Below are 16,440 nucleotides of genomic sequence, written 5' to 3' on the forward strand. Positions count from 1 at the left end.
CGCAATAATCAGCGCGTAATAGGGATCGCCATGCTTCGCATCGTCCTCTTCCTCGTCCTGATTGCACTCGCTGGCGCCGGCGCGGCCTGGGTTGCCGACCAGCCCGGCGAAGTCGTGATGACCTGGGGCGGCTGGCGAGCCTCTCCGACCATTCCGGTGTTCGTGCTCCTTCTCGGCATATTTGCCGTGGCGATCGTCCTGCTCTGGAGCCTCCTGACCGCGACCTGGCGATTGCCGGGCCGCATGCGCCGCCGCCGTCACGAAAAGCGCCATGCCCGCGGTCGCCACGCCATCACCCACGGCCTGCTCGCGATCGGCCATGGCGATACCGCCCTCGCCCGCCGTCACGCCGATACCGCGCGGCGGCTGGCCGCCAACGATCCGCTCGCGCTGCTGCTGCACGCGCAGTCGGCCCAGCTCGAGGGCAATCGCGACGAGGCGCAGCGCGTCTTTCGCGTCATGGCCGAGCGCGAGGATACGCGCCTGCTCGGCCTGCGCGGCCTGTTCATCGAGGCGCAGCGTGCCGACGATGCGGTCGGCGCCGTGATGATCGCGGAGGAAGCCATCAAGCTGTCGCCGTCCTCGACCTGGGCTTCGCACGCGGTGCTCGGTTTCCGCTGCGCGCGCGGCGACTGGAGCGGCGCGCTCGCGATCCTGGACTCGAATCTGTCCGCGGGCCTGATCGACAAGGCGGGCTATCGCCGGCAGCGCGGCGTGCTGCTCACGGCGCGCGCGCTGGAATTGGAAACCATGGACCGCGACGTCGCGCGCGAAAGCGTGATGGAGGCGATCAAGCTTGCGCCGACGCTGGTGCCGGCCGCGGTGCTCGCCGCCAAATTCGAGAGCGAAGCGCATCAGGTGCGCCGCGCGATGAAGCTGGTCGAAGCTGCGTGGCTCGCCAATCCGCATCCGGATCTTGCCGACGCCTACGCGCATGTGAAGCTCGGCGATTCCGCGCGGCAGCGCTTGCAGCGCGTCGAGACGCTCGCGGCCAAGACAAACGACAAGACCGCCGACAAGCCCGGCCATGTCGAGGGCCAGCTGGCGATCGCGCGCGCCGCAATCGACGCGTCGGAGTTCGCCCGTGCGCGCGACGTGCTGGCGCCTTACGTCAACGATCCGACCCAGCGCGTCGCGCTGCTGATGGCCGAGATCGAGCGTACCGAGCACGGCGACGGCGGCCGTGCCCGCGCCTGGACCCTGCGCGCGGTGCGCGCCCGCCACGATCCGGCCTGGACCGCGGACGGCTATGTCAGCGACCGCTGGCGTCCGGTCTCGCCGGTCACCGGCCGCCTCGATGCCTTCCAGTGGCAGACGCCGGTCGCGAGCCTGCCCTCCGACAAGGGCGCCACGATCGAATCCTCGGCCTTCGAGGAAGCCATGCTGGCCGCTCCGCCGCCGAAGCGGGTGACGGCAGCCCCGAGCGAAGCCCCGGTGGAACCGGTTGTAACTACTCCGGTGCCAGCCGCGCAGGACAATTCACCTCCTGAGGCTGAGGCCAAGGAGACTGGCAAGGAAGCTGCCCAGGAGACCGTCAGGGAGACTGTCAAGGAAGAGCCCGCGGTCGCGCCTGCCGAGCCGGTCGCGCCGGCCCCGGAGGCGGCCGAATCATCGCCGGTGGCGGCAACCCCGGTGTTCCGGACCCGCGCCGACCTCGGCAAGCCCGCACAGGCGCCGATCCAGGCTGTCATCCCGATCGTCCGCGCCCCCGATGATCCCGGGATCGATGACGAGGGTCCCAGCGATGAATTTACGGAACAAATCGGAACGCCCGCCCATGCAAAGGCCCAGGCCGGTGGTTGGCGCGGATTCTGGTCCCGTTGGGGCGCGTGAGACGCATTTCGGACCCTGCTCCACCTTGCCAATTCGGGCCATGCCCGATATCAGGAGCGCGCGTATCGGGACCGGCATTGCCTGGTTCCGGCAGGGTTCGCCGCAATAGCTCAGTCGGTAGAGCACGTCATTCGTAATGACGGGGTCGGGGGTTCGAATCCCTCTTGCGGCACCAGCGCTCCCAATTCAACCAATCGTCATAAGTCAGCGTTTTGGCCGCGGCATCTGGCCGGCATGAGCGCGCGCAGGTTCGAGATCGCGCGGCACTCTGAGTGATCCCGGTCACATTATCCCCAACGCGAGATCCGTAATGTCCCGATCACGCCAACTCGGGGAGATCTCACATGCGCAAGATCATTCTGGTTGCCGCCATGGTCCTGGCTTCCGCGTCTGCCCATGCAGGCGACCGCAGCCTGTCGCTGGGCCAGGTCAACGCGCCGGCTCCGCAGGCCACCACGACAAGCACCGCTGCAACGACGCAAACCAGCGAAGTTGTGCCGGCGGTCGAAGCTCCGAAGTATATCGAACGTCCGTCGGCAGTCTCGGCTCCTGCACCCGCTGCAGCGAGCACTCCCGCAGCGACCACGACAACGACGGCCTCGGCCCCGCCGGTGACAAGCAAGCCTGCTACGAAGACGGCAAGAGCGAACAAGCCGAGACGTAACCATGAATGGACCGAGCGCCGCATCATCAGCGAGCTGCATCGCCACGGCATCTACTGGTAAGCGATCCCTACCCCCAAAAAGCAAATGGCCGGGCGAAGCCCGGCCATGCACGTTTTGGAACGGCGATTGAACAGTGCTTACTGCGAAACCGTCTGCACCACGCTCGAGATCGGACGCATACTCGTGCTGGCGGTCGGCACCTTCATGTCCTTCATCAGCGCCTCGTCGTATTCAGGCAGCGTCTGAAGCGTTGTCTTCGCTTTCATCTGCACGACCTTGTAGCCGCCGGCCTTGAGCCGTGCGAGCAGCGCCGGCATCGCTTCGCCGGTGTGCTTCTGGAAATCGTGCATCAGGATGATGCCCTTGCCGAGCTTGTCGAGCCGCGTCATCACCGTCTCGATGATCTTCTCCGGCGTCGCACCCTTCCGGAAGTCGAAGGAGTCGATGTCGGTCGAGAACATCGCGACGTTGCGGGTGCCGAAATAGCTCACGATTGCCGGATTGTGCTGAAGCTGCGGGAAGCGGAAGAACGGCGCGGGATTGGCACCGAGCGCGAATTTCACCGCGCTGATGCCCTTTTCGACCTCGTCCTTGGCCATCTGCTCGGTCATCTTCTTGCCGTTCAGATTGACGTGCGACCAGGTGTGGGTGCCGACCGTGTGGCCCTGGGCCAGTACCTGGCGCAGGATTTCCGGATGATAGGTCGCATGCTTGCCGACCGAGAAGAACAGGCCCTTGGTGCATTCATCCGCGAGCGCCTTCAGCACCGCGGGCGTGTTCACCGGCCAGGGACCGTCGTCGAAGGTCAGCACGACCTCCTTGTCGGTGAGGAAGTCGAACTGCTTGAAATGGTCGAAGCCGAAGCCGGGGCCGCCGGTGGTGTCGATCTCGACCACGCGGGAGACGCCCAGCGCGTTCGGGTTGGCGCAGGCCTGCTTCGGCTGAACTGGCGCGACCGGGGCGGGCGCAGGCGCGGGTGCCTGGGCAATTGCCGTCGGCTTGGCCGCGATCGTCGCGGTGGTCGCAACGTCGTCCTTGGCGGCGAGCTTCGCCTGTGCCGGCAATGGATCGGCGGCACGGGCGGCAACTGTCTTGGGAGCGCCCTGATCGGCGCGCGAGGAATAATAAAACCAACCGCCGGCGGCAATCACGACCGCGGCAACTACACTGGCCAGCATCAGGCCCAACGCATTACGCATCGCTATTCTTTCCAATTACGCAACCAACCCGGCGGAATTTCCCGCGCGACGAGCCATTAATGCGAAGGAACAGTTAACGTGACACCAACACGACAGCGTTTGCGCCGGATTTTCAGCGAGGTGCGCCAAAGTGACCGATGTCACAGAGGACCGGTCTCCCGTGATGGTCATCACAGTAGAAACTGTTTTGCTGGAGCATCGTAGTTCCCATCAACAACGGGCTCCGTTCCCAGCGGCGCCATTGGGAGCTTCAAATGACCACGTCTTTCTCCGACAAGTCCTCTGCAAAGTCCCTGACGAGCAGGATCCGCGACACCAGCCTGGCGCTGGGCCTTGCGGCCATCGTCTCGATCCTTTCGACGAGCGCGAGCTTCGCCTTCTCGTCTGAAGCGCAGCAGCAGTGCACCGGCGATGCCTTCCGCCTGTGCTCCTCGGAAATCCCCAACATCCCGAAGATCACCGCGTGCATGATGAAGCATCGGTCGGACCTCAGCGCGGGCTGCCGCGCGGTGATGGACAAGGACCTCGCCAAGGGCGCCTCACGCAAGGTCGCTGACGCCCAGAACCAATAAGAGCGACGTAGCGATCGTTGCGTCGGTTAGCTCCCCTCGCGATGTGCCCCGGCGTCAAGCCGGGGCCACGCGGTGGCGCCATGCAGCCCATCAATAAAGCCGTTGCGGCTCCGGGATCGTCGCACTAGCTTCGCCCGCTCATCTCGAGGGGTAAGAGGCATTACGCGATGACCAGATTTCTTTTCATTGTTTCTTTGATCCTGTGCGCATCGGGGGCATCCGCGCAGCAGCAGCCCGGGCACGATGCCTGCGCGCGCGACGTCACGCGCTTCTGCCGCGCCGTGATGAACAATGGCGATGGCGCCGTGCTCGCTTGCCTCAAGCAGAACCGCACCCGGCTGAGCAAAGGCTGCGACAAGGTGCTGACGGACCACGGGCAGTAAGACGTGGCGTCGTAGCCCGGATGAGCGAAGCGATATCCGGGACTTCTGTCCCGCATGTCGCTGCGCTCATCCGGGCTACGAACTTAAAAAAATCTACGTGCTGCTCCCCGCCGCGGTGGCGACCACCGGCAGCACCTCGGCGCTGGCACGATCCGGCGTCTCTTCCTTCCAGCGCACCGAGCCGAACGGACGCTCCAGCATGCGGCGGATCCGCACCGGATCAGGTCCGATGTGAAAGGCGATCGCCTCCTGATGCAGCGCGCGCTCGGACTGGGTCGAGCGGTTGCGCTGGCGTAAGTAGTCGAGCCAGGTCGGACAGTGGTAGCGCTCGGTCCACAATTCGGGGTCGGCGATGTCGCGCGCGATCGACCAGCCATAAGCGCCATTGCGCTGCCGGGAGAGTTGCACGTCTTGCATCACATTGTGGAAGGCGCGCGCGTTCTCCTGCGAGACCCGGTACTCGATCTCGACCACCAGCGGCCCGCTGCGCGCCGTGAGCGATAGTTTGACTTCCGGATCGGCCAGCACGTCCGCATCCTCGTTGCGCGCGCCGACGCGCGGCATCGTGAGCCAGAATCCGAGCAGTGGCGAGATCAGCATCAGGCCGGCGGCCGTCAGCAGCGCGATCTCGACGCCGGCATAGTCGGTGAGATGGCCCCAGCCCCAGGCACCGATCGCAATGCCGCCGGAAATCGAGGCCTGGAACGCCGCGAGCGAACGGCCCGCGACCCAGCGCGGCGCCGAGAGCTGCACGCCGATGTTGAACAGCGCGACCGCGGCCATCCAGACCGCACCGGCGAGCACCAGCGCGGTCGCGGTCAGCACCGGCTCCGTGCTCACGGCAAGCGCGGCCATCGCGAATGCCATCGAGATCGTACAGGCCCGGATCGCAGCCTCGCCGCTCATGCGCTTGCGCAATTCGTGGATGTTGAGCGCGCCGACCACGGCGCCCATGCCGAAGGCACCCAGCATGATGCCGTAGGTCTGCGCGCCGCCATGCAGCAGGTCGCGCGCGACCAGCGGCATCAGCGCCATGATGGCACCGCCGATCAGGCCCATCACCAGCGTGCGCAACAGCACGATCTTGATCGGCGGCGAATTGGTGATGTAGCGGAAGCCCGAGACCATCGCACGGTTGAGCTTCTCCCGCGGCAGGCGCGACGGCTCGGTGTTGCGCCGCCAGAGCAGCAGCACCACCAGCAGCGGCAGATAGAGGATGGCGTTGCAGGCGAAGGCGGCCACCGCGCCGAGCGCGGCGACGATGACGCCGCCGACCGCGGGACCGAAGCTGCGCGCGATGTTGTAGCTGATGCCGTTCAGCGCGACCGCCGACGGCAGCGCATCGGGCGGCACCTGCTCGCTGACCGAGGACTGCCAGGCCGGACCGAACAGCGCGTTGCCGCTGCCCACGACGAAGCAGAAGGCGAGCAGCAATTCCGGGGTAATGAGGTTGAGCCAGGCCAGCACCGTGAGCGCGGTCGCGCCGATCAGGGCGATTGCCAGCGAGACCAGGGTGACGATGCGGCGGTCATACATGTCGGCGATGGCGCCGGCCGGCATCGAGATCAGCATGATCGGCAGCATCAGGGCGGTCTGCACCAGCGCCACCTTGTCGGCCGAGGCCGCCATCTGCGTCATCGCCCAGGCCGCGCCCACGCCCTGGATCAGCAGGCCGAGATTGGAGAGCAGGCTGGCGAGCCAGATGCGCCGGAACACGGTGTACCGCAAGGGCGCGGTGATCCCGTCGCCGGCGAATTTCTGACGGTTCGGCTGCTCGGTCATATCCCCTTCCATATGGGCTGGCAGAAGTGGGCTTGGAGTGATCTTTGGGTGATTCCGGCAAATTCAGTGATGCCCGCGAAAGTCCTTCGCTGTCCAGTGGTTAGGCCGGTATAAGCGGTGCAAAGGCATGGTTTTCTCGGAGGAATATATGAAGCTGTCGCGACGGTTGATCTTGCTAGGGGCAGGCAGCTTGCCTTTCGCGGTTGCGAGCTTGCGGACGGCCGCCTACGCCCAGACCACGCCCGCGGCGCAGACTACCGAGGTGCCGCCGGTCCTGTTCGTCCACGGCAATGGCGACTACGACGCGCTCTGGATGACGACGCTTTGGCGAATGGAATCCAACGGTATCGCGCGCGACCGCATGGCGGCGATCAATTTCACCGATCCGCTGGCTCGCAGTGACGACAAGGTCGAGCAGGCGAACCGCTCCTCGACCGAGGACCAGCGCCGCGAGCTCACTGCTGCCATCGCGGACCTGAAGCGCCGCACCGGCGCGGCCCGCGTGGCACTGGTCGGTAGCTCGCGCGGCGGCTATGCGATCCGCAACGTCATCAGGAATGGCGGCGCCGGCGATGTCAGCCATGCCGTCCTGTGCGGCACGCCCAATCACGGCGTGTTCGCGACCGACGATCAGCCGTACAACGAATTCAACGGCCGCGGCACATACCTGCGCGGCCTGAACGAGGGCGAGAGCGAGGTGACGCCGGGCGTGGCCTTCCTTACGCTGCGTAGCGACGGCATGGACAAATACGCCCAGGCCGACGGCCGGTTCATCGGCAAGCCCGGCACGCCGACCGGCGTCACCGTTGAAGGGCCGGAATTGAAGGGCGCCACCAACCTCGTGCTCGGCGCGCTCGATCATCGCGAAGTGGCGTTCCACCCGCGCGCCTTCCGTGAGATCTACAAATTCATCGCCGGCCGCGAGCCCGCGCGCCTCGCGATCGTGCCGGACCAGAGCGTCAGGCTGAGCGGCCTCGTGACCGGCACACCGGGCGGCGTATCGACCAATCGTCCGGTGACAGGTGCAACCGTCGACGTCTTCCGCGTCGATCCCGAAACCGGTGAGCGCAAGGGCGGCGCCGTGCACAGCGCGAAGACCGGCGCCGACGGCCGCTGGGGTCCGGCGCAGGTCGAGCCGTCCTGGTCGCTCGAATTCGTCCTGACATCGCCGGATGCGCCGACGACGCACATTTACCGCTCGCCCTTCCCGCGCTCGTCCGATGTCGTGCATCTGCGTGCCGCGCGCCCGCTCGGGCCGGCGGACAAGGATGCCGGCGCCGTTGTGATCATGTCGCGACCGCGCGGCTATTTCGGCCTGCCGCGGGACGTGGTGCTGCTCGACGGCAAGGAGCCGGCCGACGTCAAGCCGGGTGTGCCCACGGATTCGGCAGCAACCTTGCGGCTTCCGGCCGCGGAGGTCGGGCGTAACATCGTGGCCCAGTTCGGCGAAGAACGAATTGTGGCACGCACCTGGCCCGCCTCCGAGAACAGGATTGCGGTTGCCGAGCTGACTTACTAGCTAATTGCCTGCGTCACATCTCTCGGGAGGGAGCCATGAATATCGCCAGTGTGCGTCGGCCCATCATCCCTCCGACCCCGCCGCGCGCGCCCGACGACATGTCGTTTTTCGGCAGGGTCGCGGTCCTCAGGCAGAACATGATCGCAACCTGGGGGCAGCGTGCGTACGAGGAAGACGTCATCAAGGGCCGTTTCTTCCTCCACAACAGCTTCATCCTGAATCAGCCGGATGCAATCCGGCACGTCCTGCTCAGCAACTATGAGAACTACACCCGCACGCCGGCGGGGATCCGCATGCTGCGTCCCGTGCTCGGCGAAGGACTTCTGATCGCGGAAGGCCACGCCTGGGCGCATCAGCGCCGGACGCTCGCGCCGGCCTTCACGCCGCGCGCGACCGCAAATCTGGTCCCGCACATGACGGCGGTGCTCGACGAGACCATCGCGAAGCTCGATGAACGAACAGGCGACCCGGTCGACCTGCGCGAGACGATGCAGCGCATGACGCTCGAGATCGCCGGGCGCACGATGTTCTCGTTCGGCATGGACCGGCACGGTGCGACCTTGCGCAATTTCGTCATGGAATATGGCGAGCGGCTGGGACGGCCGTATTTCCTCGACATGCTGCTGCCGGTGTCCTGGCCGACCCCGATGGATCGGGCGCGCGCCCGCTTCCGCAAACGCTGGACGGAATTCGTCGCCATGCTGGTCGCCGAGCGGCGTGCGATGGGCAAGAAGGACGGCGCGCCGCCGCGCGACCTGTTCGATCTCATGGACGCGGCGCGCGACCCTGAAACCGGCAAGGGCTTTTCCGACGAGCAGCTGGTCGATGAGGTCGCGACCATGATCCTGGCGGGTCACGAGACCACGGCGACCGCGCTGTTCTGGGCGCTCTACCTGCTTGCGCTCGATCCGGAGACGCAGGAAGAGGTCGCCTCCGAAACCCGCGGCGAACATCTCGACAGCATGGCCGACATCGATCGCCAGAAGTTCACCCGCGCGGTGATTGAGGAGACCATGCGGCTCTATCCGCCGGCCTTCCTGGTCGCGCGTGCCGCGCGCGAAAAGGACAATGCGGCCGGCGTCGAGATCGGCAAGGGCGACATCATCATGATCGCGCCCTGGCTGCTGCATCGGCACGAGAAGCTGTGGGATCAGCCGAACGCCTTCATTCCCAAGCGCTTCATGTCGGCGGAAGCGCCCGACCGCTTCGCCTATTTGCCGTTCGGCGCGGGCCCGCGCGTCTGCATCGGCGCGCCGTTCGCGCAGGCCGAATCCGTGCTGGCACTGGCCCGGCTGATCGGTGCTTTCCGTGTCGAGCTTGCCGAGACGACCAGTCCCGTGATTCCGCTCGGCGTGGTCACGACCCAGCCGGACCATTCACCCATGTTCCGCATCACGCGTCGATGACAGGCGCCCGCCTCGCCGACGGCGTGGTCCAACCCAGATAGAGCCCCTGCCATGAGCGACATCCAGGCCCAGCTTTCCGTTCTCAAGCAGACCGCCGATGCGAAGGTGGTCGACGCAATCGCGCGTCTCATCGAGGACGGCGAGGATCACGAGCTCAACCGCGTCAATGTCCTCGACTTTGCCACGCAGCATGGCGTCGACGAAGAGCATGCGATCTCCGCCTTCCTGCACGCGGCGCGGCTCGGGCTGTTCGATCTCGGCTGGAACGTGCTGTGCCCGGGCTGCGGTGGCGTGTTGGGGGCGCATTCGACCCTGAAGGCGCTCAAGCCGGGTGACTACCACTGCGCGCTCTGCGCCTGCGGTTACAAGGCCTCGGTCGACGACCAGGTCGAGGTGTCGTTCACCGTGAACTCGCGCGTCCGGCGCATCGCTGCGCACGACCCTGATACGCTTCCGGTCTGGGAATATTTCAAGCAGGTGTTCTGGAGCTCCGGCGTCGACTTCAACAAGGAATCGTTCGCGACGCTGGCCAACGAGGTGACGCTGGATACGATGGAGCTGCCGGCCGGCGAGAAGGCGACGATGTCGCTGCAACTGCCGAGCGACTTCATCATCATCTTCGAGCCGGTGACGCACGCTGCCCAGTTCATCGACGTCCAGGGCGAGCCGACCAAGGACCGTCAGCAACTCGGCATCATGTACAATAAGGTGCAGGCGCCGACGGGAACCACGACCATGCGGCCGGGTCCGCTGCGGCTGTCGCTGGAGAACCAGGCCGGCGTGCGCGTGCTGCCGTCGGTATTCATCGCGGCCGAGGCGCTCCATCATCTGATCGGCAAGCGCAAGCCGTTCCTCACCGCCAAGCGCATGCTGTCGAACCAGACATTCCGCGACGTCTTCAAGGCGGACAATCTCAGTCTCGACCAGCGGCTCCAGATCACCTCGTTGACCTTCCTGTTCACCGATCTGAAGGGCTCGACCGCGCTCTACGAGCGTGTCGGCGATCTCGCTGCCTTCGATCTCGTGCGCGCGCATTTCCATGCGCTGCTCGAGATCATCTCCTCCGAGAAGGGCGCCGTGGTGAAGACCATCGGCGACGCCGTGATGGCGACCTTCGTCCGTCCCGAGCACGCGATCGTCGCCGGCTTCCGGATGCGCGCGGCGATGGACGAGCTGAACAAGCAGCGCGGCACCGAGGATCTCATCGTCAAGATCGGCATCCATGAGGGGCCGTGTCTCGCGGTGATGCTCAACGAGCGGCAGGATTATTTCGGCCAGACCGTCAACATCGCCGCGCGCGTGCAGAGCTTGTCGACCGCGCAGGAAATCCACATCACCGGCCCCGTGCTCGATGCGCCCGCGGTCGCCGAGTTGCTCGAGCAGCGTGCGATCAAGCCGATCCAGAAGCAGGCGGCGCTCCGCGGCATCGCCGACAAGATGGTGGTGTACGAGATACCGTGAGGGGCTTTCGCTGTCGTCCGCGCGAAACGCGGGGATCCATACCGCGTGATTTCTGAAATCGGCAGGATGGTCGTTGCCCAAATCGTCGCCAAACCACAGCCTGTGGTTATGGGTCCCTGCTTTCGCAGGGACGACATCTGAGGGTCGGCTTGCTACTCGCGCCTAATCACAGCGGCCAGATTGCAGAAACGTAATGCGCGCGCGAAACTGACGCACGTTGCGGCGGTCGGGTTTCCCGCTCATATAGTGCTGGTGGCGGCCGCGACCCCCGCGGCTTCATTGATTTCGGTAGGATCTTATGCTCGACGGCCTGCGCCAATTCATTGCGGACATTGTCGCCCCTCAGGCGCAGGACCGCGCATTCGGTGATAGCGATTACCGGCTTGCGGCCACCGCGCTGCTGGTTCACGTGGTCTCGCTGGACGGTCAACCGACGGCGACCGAGCAGCGCAAGCTGCACAGCCTGATCGAGAGCCACTTTGGGCTGGATCGCGGCACCGCGGATCGCCTGATCGCGGACGCCACAGAGGTCGAGGGCGAGGCCGTCGACCTCTATCATTTCACCAGTGTCATCATGCGCTCGCTCGACGAAGGGGGCCGCAAGCGCATCGTCCAGATGATGTGGGAGCTCGTCTATGCCGATGGCCAGGTCACCGAGTTCGAGGACAACGTCGTCTGGCGGGCGTCCGACCTGCTCGGGATTTCCCAGCGCGACCGGATCGAGCTGAAGCATGCGGTCGCGGACCGCGCCGGTACCCAGATCAAGGACGACGCCGTCGGCGGGTGAGCTACGCCGGCACGATCGTATTGCCGGTTGTACGGACCACATGACAAAACTTTAATGTAGCCCTCGGCCGCGCGGGTTCCGGATTCCCCCGTGAATCCGCGGTTTTCCTGCTTTCCCTGCCGCCTGCTCAAGCAGCCATGCCACCGGCGCCGCTTGCCTGTCGAGCACGGCCTATGCTCTCGTTCCCTGATTGCGGGGCCTGAAAACTTCAATTCAAGAGACTTCGATCGTGGCTGAGCGGGTAACGTTGATCACCGGTGCTTCGGCGGGCATCGGCACGGAGCTGGCGCGTGTGTTCGCCGCCAATGGACACCGCCTCGCGCTGACGGCGCGCCGGGCGGACCGGCTGGAAGCGCTCGCGAACGAGCTGGTCGCCAAGGGCGGCAAGAAGCCGATCGTGATTTCCTGCGATCTGCAGGCGGCAGATGCCGGCGAGAAGATCGCCGCCGCGCTCGCGGCCGAAGGCGTCGAGCTCGATCATCTCGTCAACAATGCCGGCTTCGGCGTCTTCGGTGACGCAATCGAGCGCGACCGCGCCGAGCAGGTCGGCATCGTCGATGTCAACGTGCGGGCGCTGACGGATCTGTCGCTGCGCTTTGCCGATCAGCTCATCAGAAACAAGGGCGGTCTTCTCAATGTCGGATCGGTCGCGGGCTTTCTTCCCGGCCCCGGCATGGCCGTCTATTACGCGTCGAAGGCCTATGTGATTTCCCTCACCGAAGCCTTGCGGGCGGAGCTCGCGCCGCGCGGCGTTCGCGTCACCGTGCTTTGCCCGGGTCCGGTGCCCACCGAATTCCAGGCGCGCGCCGGCGTCGGGGCCGGACATGACACGGCCCTTCTCAATGTTCCTGCCGCCGAAGTTGCGCAGCAGGCCTATCGTGGCCTGATGGCCAACAAACGGGCTGTGCTGCCCGGTCTCGGCATCAAGATCGTGCCATTCGCGCTGCGTTTCTTCCCGCGCGGCTTCATCCTGTCCGCCACCAGCCGGTTCCAGCGGCAGAGGCACTAAAGAGTCCGTAGTGGCCCGGAGCTTGCTTCACTATCGGACGTGTGTGCGCAAACTCACACGAAATTAACGATCGCTTAGTTATGCTGGCGATCTGAACCGATAGCACTCGCAGGGGCCATGTTGTTCCGGACGGACAGGTTTGGTGGCGCAGAAGTGGTGCCCTTCCCCAGAAGGACGCCGAGCGCCGCCGCCTCCGAAACCCGCTTGCCGGTTCTGATCGTCCTGCATCAGGAATCCTCGACGCCCGGCCGCGTCGGCAATGCGCTACGTGCGCTCGGCCATCGCCTCGACATCCGCCGTCCCCGTTTCGGCGATCCCCTGCCCGAGACACTCGATCAACACGCCGGCGCTGTTTTCTTCGGCGGTCCGATGAGTGCCAACGATTCCGACGACTACATCCGCCGCGAGATCGACTGGATCGAAATTCCGCTCCGCGAACAGCGGCCGTTCCTCGGCATCTGCCTCGGCGCGCAGATGCTGGCGATGCAGTTAGGGGCCCGCGTTGCGCCGCATGCGGAGGCACTGACCCAGATCGGCTACTATCCGATCCGCCCGACCCCCGCGGGCCACGCGCTCTGCCCGAATTGGCCGGCGCAGGTCTATCACTGGCATCGCGAAGGATTTGAACTGCCAGTCGGCGCCGAACTGCTTGCGGAAGGCGATGATTTTCCGATCCAGGCGTTCCGCACCGGCAACGCTTTCGGGGTGCAGTTTCATCCTGACGTGACCTACGCAATGATGCATTGCTGGACCACGCGGGGCTATGACGGCCTCGGCGCGCCCGGCGCGCGCGAGCGGCATCACCATTTCGCGGACCGTGCCGTGTACGATGCGGCCGAACGCGCCTGGCTCGATCATTTCATCGACGGCTGGCTGGCGCGCCGGCCAATGCTGGCGCAAGCCGCCGAGTGATCGCGCCTTCGCGCGACAAGCCCCTGCCTCATCCTTTTATATGCTAGGCTCGCTCCCAACGAGCACGCGCGAAACCGTGCCGGCAGACAAAGGGAGAGCGCCATGGCCTACGAGCACATTCTCTACGACGTCAGCGACAAGATCGCGACCATCACGCTGAATCGTCCTGATCGCATGAATGCGTGGACCCCGATCATGGAGCGCGACGTGCGCCATGCGATGGAGGCATCGAGCGCGGATGACAATGTCCGCGTCATCGTGATCACCGGCGCGGGCCGCGCCTTCTGCGCCGGCGCCGACATGGGTGCGCTGAAAGTGCTCGATCCCAACGACGTCAGGCGCGCCTCGAACCTGCCGCCCTTCGACATGAACCGCCGGCCGGACTGGCAGACGCGCTACGGCTTCTATCCCTCGATCAAGAAGCCGGTCATCGCGATGCTCAACGGCGCGACCGCCGGCATCGGCCTTGTCCACGCGCTCTATTGCGACCTGCGCTTTGCCGCCGACAATGCCGTCTTCACGACGGCCTTCGCGCGGCGTGGCCTGATCGCGGAGCACGGCATCAGCTGGATGCTGCCGCGCATCGTCGGCCACGCCCATGCGATGGATCTGCTGCTCTCGGCGAGGCGTGTGACCAGCGATGAGGCGCTGCGGATCGGGCTGGTCAACCGGCTCTGCTCGCCTGAAAAGCTGCGCGAGGAGACCTACGCCTATGCGCGCGACCTTGCCGATTTCGTCTCGCCGAGCGCGATGGCCGTGATCAAGCGGCAACTCTACGAGGTGCCGTTCCAGACGCTGGCGGAGGCGACGATCGAGGCCAACCGGGAGATGATGGTCGCATTGAACGGCAGCGATTTCAGGGAGGGCGTGGCGAGCTTCATGGAGAAGCGGCCGCCGAGGTTTACGGGGAGGTAGGGGGAAGTGTTCCTCAGCCAGTCCGTCTTCGCCCTTTGGGCTTCGCCGGACACCACGCTTCGCCCTTCAAGCTCTGCGCGGCTGCGCCACGCGTAGCCCGAAGGGCGAAGCGTGGTGGAGCCAGGCGGGATCGAACCGCCGACCTCGTCATTGCGAACGACGCGCTCTCCCAGCTGAGCTATGGCCCCGTTTGCTGGCCGCTCTGGTGAATGCGGCCGACAACCGGGCGCCATTTAAGTCCCCGCCAAGGTCAAGTCAAGGACGCGTGTAACCCGGTTTTAGCCATCCTGGTACCGACTTCACTTGTTTGGGCCGAGGGGAACCGATATCTAGCAAAAAGCGTCAATCCCGACCGCAGCCAGAGTTTTTAAAAGCCATGCGTGCCGTTCTCGACATCGTCATCATCGTGCTCGACCTCTACGTCTGGCTGCTGATCGCTTCCGCGATCCTGTCCTGGCTGATCGCCTTCAACGTCGTGAACACCCGCAACCAGTTCGTTTCGGCGGTGGCGGAGTTCCTGTACCGGATCACCGAGCCGGTCCTGGCGCCGATTCGCAACTTCCTGCCCAGCCTCGGCGGCCTCGACATCTCGCCGATCATCCTGATCCTGCTCATCATGTTCATCGAGCGGGTGATCCTGTACTACATCTACCCGAACGTGATCTAAGCAGGCGGGAGCGCCTTGATTGCCAAAGAACCTTGTTTTCAAGGAGCCTTGGCGCTACTCGGCCACGGGAATCAGCATCGCGCTGCGGGTGACGCCGCGCGGCGGCCGCGACGATATCGACGGGATCGAACAGCTGGCCGATGGCCGCAGCGTGCTCAAGGTGCGGGTGCGCGCCATCGCTGATGGCGGCGAGGCCAACAGGGCCGTTCTGGTCCTGCTGGCGAAATCGCTTGGCGTCCCCAAGGCCAGCGTCAAGCTCCTGTCCGGAGCGACTTCGCGGCTGAAGCAGATTGCGGTGGACGGCGATCCGGCGCGGCTCGGCGACGTCCTGCGTAAGCTTGCCTCGGCCAAATCGACAGACCAAGGGAACTGACATGACCGCCAAGATCATCGATGGAAAAGTCATTGCCGCGGAACTCCGCGCGCGCGTCGCTGATGAGGTCGCCCGCGTCAAGCGCGAGCACAGCCTGGTGCCGGGCCTTGCTGTGGTGCTGGTCGGCAACGACGCTGCCAGTGAGGTCTATGTCCGCTCCAAGCACACGCAGACCCAGGCCGCCGGCATGGCCTCGTTCGAGCACAAGCTGCCGGCCGACGTCTCGCAAGCCGATCTGCTGGCCGTTGTTGCAAAGCTCAACCGCGATCCCGCCGTGCACGGCATTCTGGTGCAACTGCCGCTGCCGAAGGGCCTCAACACCGAGGCCGTCATCAATGCCATCGATCCCGCCAAGGATGTCGACGGTCTGCATCCGAACAACGCCGGCCGGCTCGCCGGCGGTTTCGAGGCCCTGTCGCCCTGCACGCCGCTCGGCTGCATCATCCTGACCAAGAGCGTGCACGCCTCGCTCGAAGGCATGAACGCCATCGTCATCGGCCGTTCAAATCTTGTCGGCCGCCCGCTGGTGCAATTGCTGCTGAATGAGAACGCCACGGTGACGATCGCGCATTCGCGCTCGCGCGACCTGCCCGGCCTCGTGAAGCGCGCCGACCTCGTCTACGCCGCGGTCGGCAAGCCTGAGATGGTGCGCGGCGACTGGCTGAAGCCGGGCGCGACCGTGATCGACGTCGGCATCAACCGGATTCCAAAGGACGACGGCAAGACGCGCTTGGTCGGCGATGTCGCCTATCAGGAAGCGCTCGGCATTGCGGGCGCGGTGACGCCGGTGCCGGGCGGTGTCGGTCAGATGACGGTTGCCTGCCTGCTGGTGAATACGCTGCGCGCGGCTTGCGCGATTGCAGGGCTGCCGAAGCCGGCGGTGTAGATTTTCTTCACCTCGCCCGCCTGCGGGGAGAGGTCGGAATTCGCGCGAAGCGCGGATTCCGGGTGAGGGGG

At 65.4% G+C, this 16,440-nt stretch carries 16 protein-coding genes and 2 tRNA genes; 15 read left to right on the forward strand and 3 right to left on the reverse strand.

The features are described from left to right. The first annotated feature begins 30 nt into the window (after positions 1-30). The 3 genes from NLM15_RS01580 to NLM15_RS01590 all read left to right on the forward strand — a co-directional run bounded on the left by NLM15_RS01580 (position 31) and on the right by NLM15_RS01590 (position 2,558). Entirely contained in the window at positions 31-1,833 is a 1,803-nt protein-coding gene (locus NLM15_RS01580; RefSeq protein WP_254114905.1) for a heme biosynthesis protein HemY, read from the forward strand. A 99-nt stretch (positions 1,834-1,932) separates the two neighbouring features. Continuing rightward, positions 1,933-2,008, forward strand: a tRNA-Thr gene (locus NLM15_RS01585). A 169-nt stretch (positions 2,009-2,177) separates the two neighbouring features. Further along, complete coding sequence (locus tag NLM15_RS01590; protein WP_254114906.1) at positions 2,178-2,558, forward strand: hypothetical protein; 381 nt, start codon at positions 2,178-2,180, stop codon at positions 2,556-2,558. Between the two features lie 77 nt (positions 2,559-2,635). On the opposite strand, the gene NLM15_RS01595 is transcribed toward NLM15_RS01590, so the two are convergent. Then, entirely contained in the window at positions 2,636-3,697 is a 1,062-nt protein-coding gene (locus tag NLM15_RS01595; protein ID WP_254114907.1) for a polysaccharide deacetylase family protein, read from the reverse strand. Positions 3,698-3,951: 254 nt separating this feature from the next. On the opposite strand from NLM15_RS01595, the gene NLM15_RS01600 reads away from it, so the two are divergent. Then, a complete protein-coding gene (locus NLM15_RS01600) occupies positions 3,952-4,269 on the forward strand; it encodes a hypothetical protein (RefSeq protein WP_254114908.1) in 318 nt (105 codons plus the stop codon). 167 nt (positions 4,270-4,436) lie between these two features. Continuing rightward, a complete protein-coding gene (locus NLM15_RS01605; RefSeq protein WP_254114909.1) occupies positions 4,437-4,652 on the forward strand; it encodes a cysteine rich repeat-containing protein in 216 nt (71 codons plus the stop codon). 93 nt (positions 4,653-4,745) lie between these two features. Here NLM15_RS01605 and NLM15_RS01610 read toward each other — a convergent pair whose 3' ends face one another. Then, positions 4,746-6,434 carry an MFS transporter gene (locus tag NLM15_RS01610; protein ID WP_254114911.1) on the reverse strand — a complete coding sequence of 563 codons (1,689 nt, stop codon included), beginning with the start codon at positions 6,432-6,434 and terminating at the stop codon, positions 4,746-4,748. Between the two features lie 148 nt (positions 6,435-6,582). Between NLM15_RS01610 and NLM15_RS01615 the strand changes: the two genes are divergently transcribed. From NLM15_RS01615 to NLM15_RS01645, 7 genes are all read left to right on the forward strand, one after another. Further along, positions 6,583-7,953, forward strand: a complete 1,371-nt coding sequence (locus NLM15_RS01615; protein WP_254114912.1) for a hydrolase — start codon at positions 6,583-6,585, stop codon at positions 7,951-7,953. Between the two features lie 35 nt (positions 7,954-7,988). Beyond that, the gene (locus NLM15_RS01620; protein ID WP_254114914.1) at positions 7,989-9,359 is read left to right on the forward strand and encodes a cytochrome P450; all 1,371 of its coding nucleotides are present in this window, start codon (positions 7,989-7,991) and stop codon (positions 9,357-9,359) included. A gap of 51 nt (positions 9,360-9,410) precedes the next feature. Then, positions 9,411-10,820 (forward strand): adenylate/guanylate cyclase domain-containing protein, encoded by a 1,410-nt coding sequence (locus NLM15_RS01625; protein WP_254114916.1) that lies wholly within the window; start codon positions 9,411-9,413, stop codon positions 10,818-10,820. Positions 10,821-11,118: 298 nt separating this feature from the next. Then, positions 11,119-11,607, forward strand: a complete 489-nt coding sequence (locus NLM15_RS01630; protein WP_254114918.1) for a TerB family tellurite resistance protein — start codon at positions 11,119-11,121, stop codon at positions 11,605-11,607. Between the two features lie 229 nt (positions 11,608-11,836). Then, positions 11,837-12,616, forward strand: a complete 780-nt coding sequence (locus NLM15_RS01635; protein ID WP_254114920.1) for an SDR family oxidoreductase — start codon at positions 11,837-11,839, stop codon at positions 12,614-12,616. Between the two features lie 117 nt (positions 12,617-12,733). After that, a complete protein-coding gene (locus NLM15_RS01640; RefSeq protein ID WP_254114922.1) occupies positions 12,734-13,528 on the forward strand; it encodes a glutamine amidotransferase in 795 nt (264 codons plus the stop codon). 102 nt (positions 13,529-13,630) lie between these two features. Continuing rightward, complete coding sequence (locus NLM15_RS01645; protein ID WP_254114923.1) at positions 13,631-14,443, forward strand: enoyl-CoA hydratase; 813 nt, start codon at positions 13,631-13,633, stop codon at positions 14,441-14,443. Between the two features lie 112 nt (positions 14,444-14,555). Here the strand turns inward: NLM15_RS01645 and NLM15_RS01650 are convergent. Beyond that, a tRNA-Ala gene (locus tag NLM15_RS01650) sits at positions 14,556-14,631 on the reverse strand. Positions 14,632-14,819: 188 nt separating this feature from the next. Here NLM15_RS01650 and NLM15_RS01655 point away from each other — a divergent pair. Genes NLM15_RS01655 through NLM15_RS01665 form a run of 3 tightly spaced genes read left to right on the forward strand, consistent with a single transcriptional unit; the run spans position 14,820 to position 16,369 of the window. After that, positions 14,820-15,110, forward strand: coding sequence for a YggT family protein (locus NLM15_RS01655; protein WP_007598721.1), 291 nt, complete (start codon positions 14,820-14,822; stop codon positions 15,108-15,110). Positions 15,111-15,129: 19 nt separating this feature from the next. Further along, positions 15,130-15,483, forward strand: a complete 354-nt coding sequence (locus tag NLM15_RS01660) for a DUF167 domain-containing protein (RefSeq protein ID WP_254114924.1) — start codon at positions 15,130-15,132, stop codon at positions 15,481-15,483. 1 nt (position 15,484) lies between these two features. Next, a complete protein-coding gene (locus NLM15_RS01665) occupies positions 15,485-16,369 on the forward strand; it encodes a bifunctional methylenetetrahydrofolate dehydrogenase/methenyltetrahydrofolate cyclohydrolase (protein WP_254114925.1) in 885 nt (294 codons plus the stop codon). The last annotated feature ends 71 nt before the right edge of the window (positions 16,370-16,440 follow it).

Source organism: Bradyrhizobium sp. CCGB20, assembly GCF_024199855.1.
In the GTDB taxonomy this organism is placed as follows: Bacteria; Pseudomonadota; Alphaproteobacteria; order Rhizobiales; family Xanthobacteraceae; genus Bradyrhizobium.

Coding starts and splice junctions, on each gene's coding strand:
- NLM15_RS01580 (WP_254114905.1), top strand. CDS start 31: ATGCTTCGCATCGTCCTCTTCCTCGTCCTGATTGCACTCGCTGGCGCC.
- NLM15_RS01590 (WP_254114906.1), top strand. CDS start 2,178: ATGCGCAAGATCATTCTGGTTGCCGCCATGGTCCTGGCTTCCGCGTCT.
- NLM15_RS01595 (WP_254114907.1), bottom strand. CDS start 3,697: ATGCGTAATGCGTTGGGCCTGATGCTGGCCAGTGTAGTTGCCGCGGTC.
- NLM15_RS01600 (WP_254114908.1), top strand. CDS start 3,952: ATGACCACGTCTTTCTCCGACAAGTCCTCTGCAAAGTCCCTGACGAGC.
- NLM15_RS01605 (WP_254114909.1), top strand. CDS start 4,437: ATGACCAGATTTCTTTTCATTGTTTCTTTGATCCTGTGCGCATCGGGG.
- NLM15_RS01610 (WP_254114911.1), bottom strand. CDS start 6,434: ATGACCGAGCAGCCGAACCGTCAGAAATTCGCCGGCGACGGGATCACC.
- NLM15_RS01615 (WP_254114912.1), top strand. CDS start 6,583: ATGAAGCTGTCGCGACGGTTGATCTTGCTAGGGGCAGGCAGCTTGCCT.
- NLM15_RS01620 (WP_254114914.1), top strand. CDS start 7,989: ATGAATATCGCCAGTGTGCGTCGGCCCATCATCCCTCCGACCCCGCCG.
- NLM15_RS01625 (WP_254114916.1), top strand. CDS start 9,411: ATGAGCGACATCCAGGCCCAGCTTTCCGTTCTCAAGCAGACCGCCGAT.
- NLM15_RS01630 (WP_254114918.1), top strand. CDS start 11,119: ATGCTCGACGGCCTGCGCCAATTCATTGCGGACATTGTCGCCCCTCAG.
- NLM15_RS01640 (WP_254114922.1), top strand. CDS start 12,734: ATGTTGTTCCGGACGGACAGGTTTGGTGGCGCAGAAGTGGTGCCCTTC.
- NLM15_RS01645 (WP_254114923.1), top strand. CDS start 13,631: ATGGCCTACGAGCACATTCTCTACGACGTCAGCGACAAGATCGCGACC.
- NLM15_RS01655 (WP_007598721.1), top strand. CDS start 14,820: ATGCGTGCCGTTCTCGACATCGTCATCATCGTGCTCGACCTCTACGTC.
- NLM15_RS01665 (WP_254114925.1), top strand. CDS start 15,485: ATGACCGCCAAGATCATCGATGGAAAAGTCATTGCCGCGGAACTCCGC.